This window comes from Paramylibacter kogurei, assembly GCF_002742285.1.
Taxonomy (GTDB): Bacteria; Pseudomonadota; Alphaproteobacteria; order Rhodobacterales; family Rhodobacteraceae; genus Amylibacter; species Amylibacter kogurei.
The window spans coordinates 1,197,743-1,209,958 of sequence record NZ_MDGM01000012.1; the positions used below are offsets into that span (position 1 = coordinate 1,197,743).

Here is a 12,216-nt window from a genome sequence, read left to right on the forward strand (position 1 = left end):
GGCACTTAACAGGCGATTTCTGACCTATTCAATTCGCAATGCGACCAAAGCTGATCCATTGCGTCCACCAGATCATTAATCATTTTCTGATCATGCACTGGTGACGGCGTGAAACGCAAACGTTCCGTACCACGCGGCACGGTCGGGAAATTGATCGGTTGAACGTAAATGCCAAAATCCGACAACAACCGATCAGATATCATTTTACATTTTTGCGGATTGCCAACATGGACGGGCACGATATGGCTTCCGTGATCATCAAGCGGCAGGCCAAGTGCGCGAAAACGATCCTTTAATTCCTTGGCAACAGCTTGATGCTTGTGGCGTAACTGGCTGTCATTTTTTAGATAACGCACCGATGCCGCCGCCCCTGCTGCAATTGCGGGGGGCAATGATGTGGTGAAAATAAATCCGGGTGCATATGACCGGATTGCATCCACCATATTGGCGTCCGCCGCGATATAACCGCCCATCACACCATATGCTTTGGCTAGGGTGCCATTTACGATATCCACGCGATCTTGCAGACCTTGTAATTCCAACACCCCAGCGCCCGTATCACCATACATGCCAACGGCATGGACCTCGTCGATATAGGTAAGGGCGTTGAATTCATTTGCTAAATCACAGATTTGTTCAATCGGTGCGAAATCGCCATCCATGGAATAGACTGATTCAAATGCGATCAGTTTTGGTGCATCTATCGGATGCTGTTCCAAAAGTTCACGCAGATGATCCACATCGTTATGACGGAAAATATGTTTTTCACAATTACCGTGGCGGATACCTTCGATCATGGATGCATGGTTTAATGCGTCCGAAAAAATCACCAACCCTGGGAAAAGTTTTGGCAAGGCAGATAGCGTTGCCTCGTTCGCGTTATAGGCCGATGTAAAAACAAGCGCCGCCTGTTTGGCGTGCAAATCAGCAAGCTCTTCTTCCAGCGCTTTGTGATATACGGTATTGCCTGAAATATTGCGCGTCCCACCAGAACCAGCACCTGCATTTTCAATCGCATTTTGCATGGCATCAATAACAGCGGGATGTTGCCCCATGCCCAAATAATCATTGCCACACCACACGGTGATGTCTTTTTCAACGCCATCTGCATCTGTCCAAACCGCCTTGGGAAAGGATTGGTTTTTACGACAGATATCCTGAAACACGCGATAGCGCCCTTCGTCGTGCAGTTGGTTAATGGCTTGGTCGATGCGATTTGAATAATTCATAACTGATTCCACTATGGTCGATGTCACCATAAAGCAATGCGACCAAGGCCTTAAGTTCCAAATCGCCGCATCGTGCGATTCGTCACCAAATACGCAGATAATTAATAAATATAGCGGATTTGGTCCCCCCAATAACGTTCCACGCGGTGCAAAGAATTGGTGATATCCTTCAACGTGCTATCGGTTAAAACACCGCGTTCTTTCATTCCCACAGCGTGACGTTGAAATAATTCCGCAACGATTTTGCGCACACGCTGCCCCTGTTCCGTTAACTTTACTCGCACAGCGCGGCGATCCACTTCGCATCGTTTGTGGTGCATATATCCACATTCAACCAGCTTTTTCAGGTTATAGGACACATTCGAACCCTGATAATATCCACGCGATTTCAATTCACCCGCGGTCACTTCGTTATCGCCAATGTTAAACAGCAATAATGCCTGTACCGAATTGATATCCAACAAGTTTAACCGTTCAAATTCATCCTTTACCACATCCAGCAACAAACGGTGCAAACGTTCGACCATCGACAAAGATTCCAAATAATTGCCCAAGAAATCTTGGGATTCGGGGCCGCTGCCCCGTCCGTTCAAGTTTGAATGTATGCTCATGCTCGATTCTCCGCTGTTTGCCATTTGCGGATGTTTTGAAGCATAAGTTCAAACAAGTTCTTAAGGCGTCGAAAATTATTTCGATAATTGCAGAAAATGCGATCTAATTTTGTGTAAAGCTGGCGCAATTTCGTCAGGAATTTCATCAGGATGCGTGATCCAGTAATATAAATCCTGATCGTGCTCTGCCATCATGGATTCATGTGCATCCAACTCTGCATCGGTTAAATTTGCCATCTCTTGATCAGCAAAATTCCCCAAAATCAGATCCATTTCCTTGATTCCCCGCCGCCAAGATCGCAGGCGCAGGCGTTTTAGACGTGTTTCGCGATCTTCTGACATATCAATCCCCTTTTGGCGTTGATTGCGTTTATCACGCCCGTCGCGCGGGTCAATCTTGGCTTGCTGTTTGAAACCACGCTGTCTAAACATTTCATGATTAATTGCGGAGCATCATTCATGTCTTTCTTGGCCAAGTCATTATCACGTGTCAAACCATCGCCCACCATTGCCATCACCACCAAAGCTGGTGAATTGAAAGCGGCGGGGCGTGATGTGATTGCGCTGAGCGCGGGTGAGCCCGATTTTGACACGCCCGACAATATCAAGGCCGCCGCAAAGGCGGCGATTGATGCAGGTAAAACCAAATATACCGCGCCCGATGGCATTATTGAATTGAAACGTGCCGTTTGTGACAAATTCAAACGCGACAATAATCTGGATTATACACCTGAACAGGTGTCCATTTCCACAGGCGGTAAGCAGGTGTTGTATAACGCGTTGATCGCCACATTGAATCCTGGGGACGAAGTGATCATCCCTGCCCCTTATTGGGTGTCATACCCCGATATGGTGTTGCTTGGTGGTGGCACGCCAGTGCCCGTTGAAACGCGGATCGAGGATAATTTCAAACTCTCGCCTGCCGCCTTGGAATCCGCGATCACACCAAAAACCAAATGGTTGATTTTTAACTCACCTTCCAATCCAACGGGTGCAGGTTATAGCCGCGCAGAGCTGAAAGCATTGACCGATGTCTTGGTCAAACACCCCCATGTGTGGGTCATGACCGATGATATGTATGAACATCTGGCCTATGACGGGTTTGAATTTTGCACCCCTGCCGAGGTGGAACCAAAACTGTATGATCGCACTTTAACCGTAAATGGTGTGTCCAAGGCATATGCCATGACCGGTTGGCGCATCGGTTACGCCGCTGGCCCCGCTGAATTGATCAAAGCCATGCGCAAAGTGCAAAGCCAAAGCACATCAAACCCCAGCAGCATAAGCCAATGGGCAGCACTTGAGGCCCTTACAGGCCCCCAAGATTATTTGGACATGAGCCGCCCGATTTTCCAAAAACGCCGCGATTTGGTGGTGGATATGTTGAACAAGGCTGATGGCCTGATCTGCCCCACGCCAGAAGGTGCGTTTTACGTTTATCCATCCATCGCAGGATGCATCGGCAAATCCACGCCAAAAGGTGTGAAAATCGAAAGTGACGAGGTTTTCGCAACCGAATTATTATCCAGCACAGGCGTTGCCGTGGTGTTTGGCGCGGCATTTGGATTATCACCCAATTTTCGCGTAAGCTATGCCACATCAGAATCCGAATTGATCACCGCCTGTACGCGCATCCAAGAATTCTGTGCTTCACTAAATTAACATATTTCAAACACAAAAATGCTAATTCAAACCTTACTTAACATGATGTATCACGAGTAAAGGATTGAAATCATGGGGAAAGTTGTTGCAATGAAAAAACCAGACAGTCTGTTTTTTCGCGTCAAAGAAAACGGTGCCGCTGTTTTTCGGGTTGATACGGAAAACCGCCAGCGACGCTTGGAATTACAACAAATCGCCAATGTGAACACCAAAACAGGTGAAATTAAATCGCAGGGCGATGCAATTCTGACGGCTGCTGAAACCAAATCCATGCAGGATTGGATTAGCGCACGCCAAGAATTGAATGCCCAACAACAATCTGATGAAATTCGTCAAACCATTGATACGATTTCATTAACCGCGCATTTGTTCCAATCACGTGCCACAGATGCCGAAGTGGACGCATTCGCCGATGATTTGTTGATGGCCATGCATGATCTGCGATCGGTCATTGTGCGCAAAAAATCGGAACGTTTGGAAAAATCCATAAAGTCGAAATAGGCGTTATACGGGCAAAAACGTTGTTGATTTAATCTCTTCCATCGACAGCAAAGCCGTGACGTTGAAAATCTTTACCTCGCCGATCAAGGCTTGGTAAAACTTGTCATATGCCTTGGCGTTTCGCACGCGCACTTTTAGGATGTAATCAATATCACCAGCAAGGCGATGTGCCTCTAACACCTCTGGGCGTTCTTTTAATGTTTTCAAGAACTTATCTTGCCATGACTTTTCATGTTCGGATGTGCGCACCAGCACGAAAAAACACGCCTCCAGCCCCAATTTATCCGCATCCAACAGCACCGTTTCACGTTTGATCAATCCGCTTTCGCGCAGCTTGCGAATGCGGTTCCAAACCGGGGTTTTTGATGCGCCGACCTTTTTTGCGATTTCATCCAACGATTGCGAGGCGTCGATCTGCAATTCTACCAAAATTTTCCGATCTATCGCGTCTAATTGGTCGGCCATTCTTCTTTTTCCTCAAATCACGGATTTATTTGCGCACCTTTGCGATTTGATAAAATTATTTCCTTTAAAACCCAGTTTGAACAGGTCTTTCTTGGAAAATTATTCCAAATCGCCTATATCATCTACGAAACCCACAAATTGAAAGCAAGCCCAATGCGACACTTTCCAGTCTTTGTCGATCTTTCCAACAAACGCGTTGTCGTGTCTGGCGCGGGCGAATGCGCCGTGGCCAAGCTGCGTTTGTTGTTGCGCACAGAGGCGGATATTCACGTATTTGGTGCAGATCCTGTCGATGTAGTGCGCGATTGGGCGGACGGCGGTAAAATCACCCTAACACCGCGCGCATTACAAAATGATGACATTGCAGAAAGCGTTTTGTTTTACGCCGCAAATGATGATGCGGCAGAGGATGCACGCGTCGCTGCCATCGGACGCGGCATAAGTCAGCTAACCAATATCGTTGATAATCTGGATGACAGCCAGTTCATCACCCCTGCCATTGTGGATCGTGATCCAGTGACCGTGGCGATTGGGACAGAGGGCGCCGCACCTGTGCTCGCGCGGAAAATCAAACAACAGGTCGAAGAATCTTTGCCCGCAAACCTTGGAATTTTGGCGCGGATCGGTCAGGCATTTCGCCCTGCCGCCGATGCATTGCCCATGGGGCGCAAACGCCGCGATTTTTGGTCACGATTTTATTTTAACGCAGGCCCGCGTGCATTGGATCGTGGCGGCATGGTTGCCGCGCAAGAAACCCTGAATCACCTGTTGGATGATGCGCTGAATACCCGTGCGGCGTCTGGTCGTGTGCATTTGATGGGTGCAGGTCCCGGTGATCCAGAATTGCTCACTCTAAAGGCGCGTAATTTGTTGCACGAAGCGGATGTTGTAATCCACGATCAATTGGTATCTGCCCCGATTTTGGAATTGGCGCGGCGCGAGGCGATTGTTGTTGAAACAGGCAAGCGCGGTTTTGGAAAATCATGGAAACAAGACGATATTAACGCACTAATGATTAAACACGCGGCGCAAGGGCATCATGTTGTGCGCCTGAAATCAGGTGATCCCGTGATCTTTGGCCGCTTGGACGAAGAAATGGATGCGCTGTCAAACGCGGGCATTCCGTTTGACGTTATCCCTGGCATCACATCGGCCAGTGCGGCAGCGGCCAGCATTGGGCAATCGCTTACCAAACGTGGGCGCAATTCAACATTTCGTATCCTGACGGGCCATGATGTTGATGGCTTTGCCGATCACGATTGGCGCGCATTGGCAAGAACCGGCAGCACCGCCGCCATTTACATGGGCAAACGTGCATCGCGTTTTTTGGCGGGGCGTTTGTTAATGCATGGCGCCGACAGCGCAACCCCAATCACCATTGTTGAAAACGCATCACGCGCGGATCAACATATCCTTTCCACATCCCTTGGTGCATTACCTGATCTGATGGATCAGGTGGCATTGGATGGCCCTGCCATCATCTTACTAGGTCTTGCGCCCCGCGCCGCATTGGATGCAATCGACACATTAGAAGAACAGGAATTCGCATAATGGCACGTCCATTCAAACCCAAAGTTTTAACCGCCAATCGTTTGATCGAAGGCGACGTTGTCTATTACGCCGCAAATGGCGAATGGGTCAGCGCCCATGAAAACGCGATGTTTATCGAGGACGAAGCCGAGGCAAATGATTTGTTGGCACAGGCCAATGCACAATCTTATTTGCTGGTTGGCCCTTATTTAGCGGATGCCGTATTGGAACGCGGCAAACCCGTTCCCACCCATTTTCGCGAAGCGTTTCGCACCCGTGGCCCATCAAATTACGACCACGGCAAACAGGCAGAGGCATAATACATGTACAGCTATTCCCAGTTTGACAAAGATTTCGTTCAAACCCGCGTTGATCAATTCCGCGCACAGGTCGAACGCCGTATCGACGGTTCACTAACCGAAGAAGAATTCCGCCCCTTGCGTTTGATGAATGGTCTCTATTTGCAATTGCACGCCTATATGCTGCGCGTCGCGATCCCCTATGGCACGCTGAATTCCGCAAAAATGCGCCAGCTTGCGATGATTGCCGATAAATTTGACAAGGGTTACGGCCATTTCACCACACGCCAGAATATCCAATATAACTGGCCAAAATTGAACGAAGTGCCTGATATTTTGCAAGCACTTGCCGATGTGGAAATGCACGCCATTCAAACATCTGGTAACTGTGTGCGCAATGTCACCGCCGATCATTTTGCAGGTGCTGCCGCCGATGAAATCGAAGACCCGCGCCCAACCGCCGAATTGTTGCGCCAATGGTCAACTGATCATCCCGAATTTGCATTCTTGGGGCGTAAATTCAAAATTGCGATCACAGGATCACCAAATGATCGCGCTGTGACCAAGGCCCATGATATCGGCCTGCGCATGGTGCGCAATGATGCTGGCGAACCCGGTTTTGAGGTGATTGTTGGTGGTGGTCTTGGCCGCACGCCGATGATTGGCAAAGTGTTGCGTGAATTTTTGCCCCGCGAAGATTTGTTGCCCTATGTGGAAAGCATCCTTCAGGTGTATAACATCCTTGGGCGTCGCGATAACAAATACAAAGCGCGGATCAAAATCACTGTGCATGAAAACGGTATCGAAAAAATCCGTGAATTGGTCGAAGAACGCTTTGTCCTGCAACGCGCTGCATTTGGTGAATTCAACCACGCATTGTTTAACGATATCGAAGCCGCATTTGCTCCACCCCCATATATCAGCGCATCCACTGATGCGTTTGAAGCGGCAAAATCATCAGACCCAGCGTTTCGTTCATTCGTGGATACCAACCTATCCGCGCATAAAAACGATGAATACGCGATTGTGTCGATTTCGATCAAAAAACAAGGTGACACGCCGGGCGATGCCACATCCGAACAGATGCGCGTGATGGCGGATTTGGCACAAAAATTTGGCCATGATGAATTGCGTATTAGCCACGAGCAAAACGTGATCCTGCCCCATGTGCATAAATCCCATCTGCATGAGGTTTACAAAACCTTGCAGGCGGTTGGCCTTGGCACCGCAAATATCGGCCTTATTTCCGATATCATCGCCTGCCCCGGCATGGATTACTGTGCGTTGGCAACGGCGCGTTCAATCCCTGTCGCGCAAGAAATCGCAACCCGTTTCGACGAATTGAAACTGGAACATGAAATTGGCGCGCTGAAAATCAAAATCTCTGGCTGTATCAATGCCTGTGGTCACCACCATGTGGGCCATATCGGGATTTTGGGTCTGGATCGTGCAGGCGTTGAAAACTATCAAATCACACTGGGTGGTGATGGTACAGAAACAGCCGCCATTGGCGAACGTGCGGGCCCTGGGTTTAGTGCGGATGAATTGCTGCCAGCGATTGAGCGCTTGATCTATGGCTATCTTGAAATTCGCGCGGATGAGCACGAAACATTTTTGCAAACATATCAACGTCTGGGCGCCGAACCGTTTAAGGCGGCGCTTTATCCTGAAACCAAAATAGCGGCGGAATAATTCCATGCCATTTGAAGCACCAGAATTGACGATTGAGGAGCGTGTTGAACAGCTTAACCATAGCTATCGCCATCACGCGGCCATTCCAATCTTGACCCATGCGCTGAACGATCCAATGGTCGGGCGCGTGGCGATGGTGTCATCCTTTGGGGCCGAAAGCGTTGTGTTGTTGCATATGATTTCGATCATCAATCCCGACACGCCCGTTTTGTTCATCGACACGCAAATGTTGTTTCAAGAAACGCTGGATTATCAAACAGAAGTCGCACAAAAACTGGGCCTGACCGATGTGCGTACCATTCGCGCCGATGCCGCACAGGTGAAAAAACGCGATCCATTTGCACGGCTTCATCTGGCCGATACGGCAAGTTGTTGTGACCTGCGCAAGACCGAGCCATTGTCAAATGCATTGAATGATTTTGATGCATGGATCACAGGGCGCAAACGGTTTCAGGCAGGTACCCGCACAGCACTTGATCTGTTCGAGGCAGAGGAAAACAAGCGTATCAAAATCAATCCGCTGGCACATTGGCGCCGCGAAGATTTGCAAGATTACATTATCAATAACCGCCTGCCCCGCCATCCGCTGGTGGATCAAGGCTATCCATCTATTGGCTGTTCGCCAACCACATGTACATCCAAGGTCGCTGCTGGCGAAGACCCGCGTTCGGGTCGCTGGCGTGGATCAGACAAGGTGGAATGTGGCATTCATTTTTCTAACGGCGGTGCCACCCGCACAGGAGACCAAGCATGAGCGTAATTGTAACAGATTCTGGGTTCGCCCCTGACGATTGGACGGATGGTTTCCACGCTTGGGATGATACCGCCTTGTCGCGCTGGCAACATGCCAATGGTTACGCCATTGATGTGCCAAACACATCTAACCCCGCCGATTTGGTGCCATTCTTTGACGATTGCGCCATGATCCGCATCGCATTCCCAAGCTTTGCCGACGGGCGCGGTTTTTCCATCGCACGTCATTTGCGCCTGTTGGGTTATACGGGTCGTTTGCGTGCAAACGGTCATGTTTTGGCCGATCAATACGCAATGGCGCGCCGTGTTGGTTTTGACGAAGTTGAAATCAGCGACGATCTGGCCAAACGCCAACCCGCCGATCAATGGCAATTTCGCGCTGATTGGCGCGACCATAGCTACCTTGACCATGTGAAAAAAGCTGGCTAAGCCAAAGCCGCAACAAATTCCTCCCTTGTATTGCAGAGATTGAACCGATGAACGAACAAGTCAACGTTACCAAAGCAAAGCCCGTATTGCCCGATGCGCAAACGGTTACCAAAGTTACCCATTACACGGATCGTTTGTTTTCGTTCCGCGTGACACGCCCGCAATCATTGCGTTTTCGCTCTGGCGAATTTGTGATGATCGGTTTGATGGGTGATAATGACCGCCCATTGCTGCGCGCCTATTCCATCGCATCCCCATCATGGGACGAAGAATTGGAATTTTATTCGATCAAGGTGCAAGACGGCCCGCTGACATCTAAATTGCAAAACATTCAGGTTGGCGATCAGGTCATCGTGCGCCCCAAACCTGTGGGAACATTGGTTTTGGATGCATTGCTGCCCGCGAAACGCATGTATTTCATCGCAACAGGTACAGGCATTGCACCATTCGCATCTTTGATGCGCGATCCTGACCTTTATGAACGTTATGACGAGGTCATCATGTGCCACACCTGTCGCGAAGTGGCAGAGCTAAAATACGGTGCTGATTTGGTTACAAGCCTTGCAGATGACCCACTGATTGGTGAATTTGTTGGCGATAAATTGAAATATTATCCCACAACCACCCAAGAAGAGAGCCCAAAAATGGGGCGTATCACCACCTTGCTCAAGGATGGAACGGTTGCGGCAGACCTTGGATTGCCACCATTAAACCCCGAAACAGATCGGGTGATGATTTGTGGGTCCATGGGATTGAACATGGATATCAAAGAAATCTGTGAAAATGCTGGTTTTACAGAGGGTTCCAACAGTAGCCCCGCCGAATTTGTGCTTGAAAAAGCATTCGTCGGTTAAACCAAAAACAAACAATTCATTGCATCAAGGGTGGGCGTTTGCCTGCCCTTTTTTGTGCGCATGCCCAAAAATGTTACAACAGATAAACCACGCGTGTATAACAGGCATGTGAGTGGCGCGTTATGAAATTTCTTTGCTAACACTATTCCATCGCAAAACGCGATACTTGTTCAACAGTTATATCAGAGGAAAATATAATGGCGAAATCAGTTAAAAAGGTGGCAATCGCATCAGCAGTTGCAGCAGCAGTAACATCAATCGCAGGTGGCGCACACGCTGCAAACGTAAAATGTTATGGCGTTGCATTGGCCGGTGAAAACGGTTGTGCGGCGGGTCCAGGCACATCATGCGCTGGCACATCAACCGTTGATTACCAAGGTAACGCTTGGAAACTGGTTGCAGAAGGTTCATGCACAACAATGGAATTGCCGGCAGCGGATGATGGCATGGCACGCAAAGGTTCATTGGAACCATTGGAACGCGACATCCCATCCTAAGCCATTTTTGGGGGCGGCAATGCTGCCCCCAAACACGATCAAGGGGAGTTTTCTAAAATGTTGGATCAATCAAAATCCGCACCAAATACCATGCCAAATCGCGCGGGCGTTGGTTACAAAGCACAACATTTAAACGACATTTTAAAAGACACCTCAGCCATTTCATGGCTGGAAATCCACGCCGAAAATTACATGGGCGATGGTGGGCGCCCGATTGCACAGCTGAAACATCTGGCGGAGATTTACCCAATTTCCTGTCACGGTGTTGGCCTATCTATCGGTGCTGAGGGTCCGCTTGATGCTGATCACCTTGCGCGATTGAAACATCTGGTCGATTGGCTCAACCCTGCCCTATTTTCGGAACATCTGGCTTGGTCCACGCATGACACACATTTTTTGAACGACCTTTTGCCCGTGCCCTACACACAGGGCGTGGTCGATCGCGTTGTGGATCATATCAATCAGGTACAAGTCACCGTCGGGCGCCAAATGTTATTGGAAAATCCCAGCACCTATGTCGCCTTTGCCGAAAGCGATATGTCAGAAATTGAATTCCTGTCAGCGGTTGCCAAACGCACGGGCTGTGGTTTGTTGTTGGATGTGAATAATGTGTTTGTTTCCGCCACAAACCAACACTATTCGCCGCAGGGTTACATCGACGCCTACCCTCTTGAACATGTTGGGGAAATCCATTTGGGTGGACACGAAGAAGACGCCGATGATCACGGTGAAACTTTGTTAATCGACAGCCATTCACGCGCCGTCGTCGATCCGGTTTGGGCGCTTTATGAATATACACTTGCACGTTCTGGCCCGCGCCCGACCTTGATCGAATGGGATAATGATATTCCTTCTTGGGATGTACTCGCGTCAGAGGCGGCACAGGCCGATGCATTGCTGGTAAATGCTGTGTCAAAGGTGGCGTAATGTCCTATCCTTTGCTGGTGAGCCAACCAAAATTTAGCGAAGCGGTTTTGAACCCTGAACTGCCCACGCCATCAGGATTGATCGATCCAAACGGGCGCCCCGCAGGAAAACGATTTGACGTTTATCGCAACAATGTCGTGACCAGCCTGATTGATGCGATGCAAACCGCATTTCCCGTTGTCCACAAATTGGTTGGCACCGATTTTTTCAATGCGATGGCGGGTTTTTATGTGCGCAAATTTCCCCCGCAAAATCCGATGCTGATGTTTTACGGCACTGGTTTTCCCGCGTTTTTGACCACATTTGAACCTGTGGCGCATCTAGCCTATTTGCCCGATGTGGCGCGGTTGGAATTGGCGCGGCGACAATCATATCACGCAGCAGATGCGCAAGGTTTCGATCCACAAACGCTGGTGGATTTGCCCGAGGATGCGTTGTTGCAATCCCGATTTGATCTGGTACCCGCGGCGCAAATTATCCCATCCGATCATCCAATTCAGAGCATCTGGCATCACAACATGATCGACAATGCACACCCGGTGAAATCGCGCGGTGAAATCGTTTTGATCTTTCGCCCTGAATTTGACGTTGATGCAACGCTGATCAGCCACAGCATCGCCCATTTTTTGGAACACTTACAACGCGGTGAAACGCTTGAATCCGCATATGATGCGGCGCAACAAATAGATAACGAATTTGATTTATCAAATGCGATAACGCTGATGCTTTCAACAAGTATCATCAATAAAATAACGACTTAGGGGAAC

15 protein-coding genes are annotated in these 12,216 nt (G+C 49.2%); 11 read left to right on the plus strand and 4 right to left on the minus strand.

Translation table 11 applies throughout. From position 1 onward, the window contains the following. Window positions 1-5: 5 nt before the first annotated feature. The 3 genes from hemA to BFP76_RS11315 form a co-directional block, all read right to left on the minus strand. A complete protein-coding gene (hemA, locus tag BFP76_RS11305) occupies window positions 6-1,229 on the minus strand; it encodes a 5-aminolevulinate synthase (protein WP_099593682.1) in 1,224 nt (407 codons plus the stop codon). A gap of 101 nt (window positions 1,230-1,330) precedes the next feature. Continuing rightward, window positions 1,331-1,840, minus strand: coding sequence for a MarR family winged helix-turn-helix transcriptional regulator (locus BFP76_RS11310; protein ID WP_099593684.1), 510 nt, complete (start codon window positions 1,838-1,840; stop codon window positions 1,331-1,333). 75 nt (window positions 1,841-1,915) lie between these two features. After that, on the minus strand, window positions 1,916-2,182 hold the full coding sequence (locus BFP76_RS11315; protein ID WP_099594110.1) for a succinate dehydrogenase assembly factor 2: 267 nt from the start codon (window positions 2,180-2,182) through the stop codon (window positions 1,916-1,918). Between the two features lie 117 nt (window positions 2,183-2,299). Between BFP76_RS11315 and BFP76_RS11320 the strand changes: the two genes are divergently transcribed. Continuing rightward, window positions 2,300-3,502 carry a pyridoxal phosphate-dependent aminotransferase gene (locus BFP76_RS11320; protein WP_099593686.1) on the plus strand — a complete coding sequence of 401 codons (1,203 nt, stop codon included), beginning with the start codon at window positions 2,300-2,302 and terminating at the stop codon, window positions 3,500-3,502. Window positions 3,503-3,574: 72 nt separating this feature from the next. Further along, the gene (locus BFP76_RS11325; protein ID WP_099593688.1) at window positions 3,575-4,003 is read left to right on the plus strand and encodes a hypothetical protein; all 429 of its coding nucleotides are present in this window, start codon (window positions 3,575-3,577) and stop codon (window positions 4,001-4,003) included. Window positions 4,004-4,006: 3 nt separating this feature from the next. Here the strand turns inward: BFP76_RS11325 and BFP76_RS11330 are convergent, their stop codons facing one another. After that, entirely contained in the window at window positions 4,007-4,468 is a 462-nt protein-coding gene (locus BFP76_RS11330; protein ID WP_099593690.1) for an Lrp/AsnC family transcriptional regulator, read from the minus strand. Window positions 4,469-4,621: 153 nt separating this feature from the next. On the opposite strand from BFP76_RS11330, the gene cysG reads away from it, so the two are divergent. The 9 genes from cysG to BFP76_RS11375 all read left to right on the plus strand — a co-directional run bounded on the left by cysG (window position 4,622) and on the right by BFP76_RS11375 (window position 12,210). Continuing rightward, the gene (cysG, locus tag BFP76_RS11335; protein ID WP_099594112.1) at window positions 4,622-6,019 is read left to right on the plus strand and encodes a siroheme synthase CysG; all 1,398 of its coding nucleotides are present in this window, start codon (window positions 4,622-4,624) and stop codon (window positions 6,017-6,019) included. Next, complete coding sequence (locus BFP76_RS11340) at window positions 6,019-6,318, plus strand: DUF2849 domain-containing protein (RefSeq protein WP_099593692.1); 300 nt, start codon at window positions 6,019-6,021, stop codon at window positions 6,316-6,318. Before cysG ends, BFP76_RS11340 begins: the two co-directional genes overlap by 1 nt. Before the next feature lie 3 nt (window positions 6,319-6,321). After that, on the plus strand, window positions 6,322-7,989 hold the full coding sequence (locus BFP76_RS11345) for a nitrite/sulfite reductase (RefSeq protein ID WP_099593693.1): 1,668 nt from the start codon (window positions 6,322-6,324) through the stop codon (window positions 7,987-7,989). A gap of 4 nt (window positions 7,990-7,993) precedes the next feature. After that, window positions 7,994-8,743 (plus strand): phosphoadenylyl-sulfate reductase, encoded by a 750-nt coding sequence (locus BFP76_RS11350; protein ID WP_099593696.1) that lies wholly within the window; start codon window positions 7,994-7,996, stop codon window positions 8,741-8,743. Further along, a complete protein-coding gene (locus BFP76_RS11355; protein ID WP_099593698.1) occupies window positions 8,740-9,171 on the plus strand; it encodes a DUF934 domain-containing protein in 432 nt (143 codons plus the stop codon). Before BFP76_RS11350 ends, BFP76_RS11355 begins: the two co-directional genes overlap by 4 nt. Before the next feature lie 47 nt (window positions 9,172-9,218). Next, entirely contained in the window at window positions 9,219-10,025 is an 807-nt protein-coding gene (locus tag BFP76_RS11360) for a ferredoxin--NADP reductase (RefSeq protein WP_099593700.1), read from the plus strand. Window positions 10,026-10,222: 197 nt separating this feature from the next. Beyond that, window positions 10,223-10,522: a BufA1 family periplasmic bufferin-type metallophore gene (locus tag BFP76_RS11365; RefSeq protein ID WP_099593702.1), complete on the plus strand. Its 300-nt coding sequence runs from the start codon at window positions 10,223-10,225 to the stop codon at window positions 10,520-10,522. A gap of 57 nt (window positions 10,523-10,579) precedes the next feature. After that, window positions 10,580-11,449 carry an MNIO family bufferin maturase gene (bufB, locus tag BFP76_RS11370; protein WP_099593704.1) on the plus strand — a complete coding sequence of 290 codons (870 nt, stop codon included), beginning with the start codon at window positions 10,580-10,582 and terminating at the stop codon, window positions 11,447-11,449. Next, complete coding sequence (locus BFP76_RS11375; protein WP_240514034.1) at window positions 11,449-12,210, plus strand: HvfC/BufC N-terminal domain-containing protein; 762 nt, start codon at window positions 11,449-11,451, stop codon at window positions 12,208-12,210. The genes bufB and BFP76_RS11375 overlap by 1 nt, the downstream gene beginning before the upstream one ends. Window positions 12,211-12,216: the final 6 nt, after the last annotated feature.

Bases quoted from the DNA above. Each gene is read 5' to 3' on its own strand.
- hemA (WP_099593682.1), bottom strand. From the start codon at position 1,229: ATGAATTATTCAAATCGCATCGACCAAGCCATTAACCAACTGCACGAC.
- BFP76_RS11310 (WP_099593684.1), bottom strand. From the start codon at position 1,840: ATGAGCATACATTCAAACTTGAACGGACGGGGCAGCGGCCCCGAATCC.
- BFP76_RS11315 (WP_099594110.1), bottom strand. From the start codon at position 2,182: ATGTCAGAAGATCGCGAAACACGTCTAAAACGCCTGCGCCTGCGATCT.
- BFP76_RS11320 (WP_099593686.1), top strand. From the start codon at position 2,300: ATGTCTTTCTTGGCCAAGTCATTATCACGTGTCAAACCATCGCCCACC.
- BFP76_RS11325 (WP_099593688.1), top strand. From the start codon at position 3,575: ATGGGGAAAGTTGTTGCAATGAAAAAACCAGACAGTCTGTTTTTTCGC.
- BFP76_RS11330 (WP_099593690.1), bottom strand. From the start codon at position 4,468: ATGGCCGACCAATTAGACGCGATAGATCGGAAAATTTTGGTAGAATTG.
- cysG (WP_099594112.1), top strand. From the start codon at position 4,622: ATGCGACACTTTCCAGTCTTTGTCGATCTTTCCAACAAACGCGTTGTC.
- BFP76_RS11340 (WP_099593692.1), top strand. From the start codon at position 6,019: ATGGCACGTCCATTCAAACCCAAAGTTTTAACCGCCAATCGTTTGATC.
- BFP76_RS11345 (WP_099593693.1), top strand. From the start codon at position 6,322: ATGTACAGCTATTCCCAGTTTGACAAAGATTTCGTTCAAACCCGCGTT.
- BFP76_RS11350 (WP_099593696.1), top strand. From the start codon at position 7,994: ATGCCATTTGAAGCACCAGAATTGACGATTGAGGAGCGTGTTGAACAG.
- BFP76_RS11355 (WP_099593698.1), top strand. From the start codon at position 8,740: ATGAGCGTAATTGTAACAGATTCTGGGTTCGCCCCTGACGATTGGACG.
- BFP76_RS11360 (WP_099593700.1), top strand. From the start codon at position 9,219: ATGAACGAACAAGTCAACGTTACCAAAGCAAAGCCCGTATTGCCCGAT.
- BFP76_RS11365 (WP_099593702.1), top strand. From the start codon at position 10,223: ATGGCGAAATCAGTTAAAAAGGTGGCAATCGCATCAGCAGTTGCAGCA.
- bufB (WP_099593704.1), top strand. From the start codon at position 10,580: ATGTTGGATCAATCAAAATCCGCACCAAATACCATGCCAAATCGCGCG.
- BFP76_RS11375 (WP_240514034.1), top strand. From the start codon at position 11,449: ATGTCCTATCCTTTGCTGGTGAGCCAACCAAAATTTAGCGAAGCGGTT.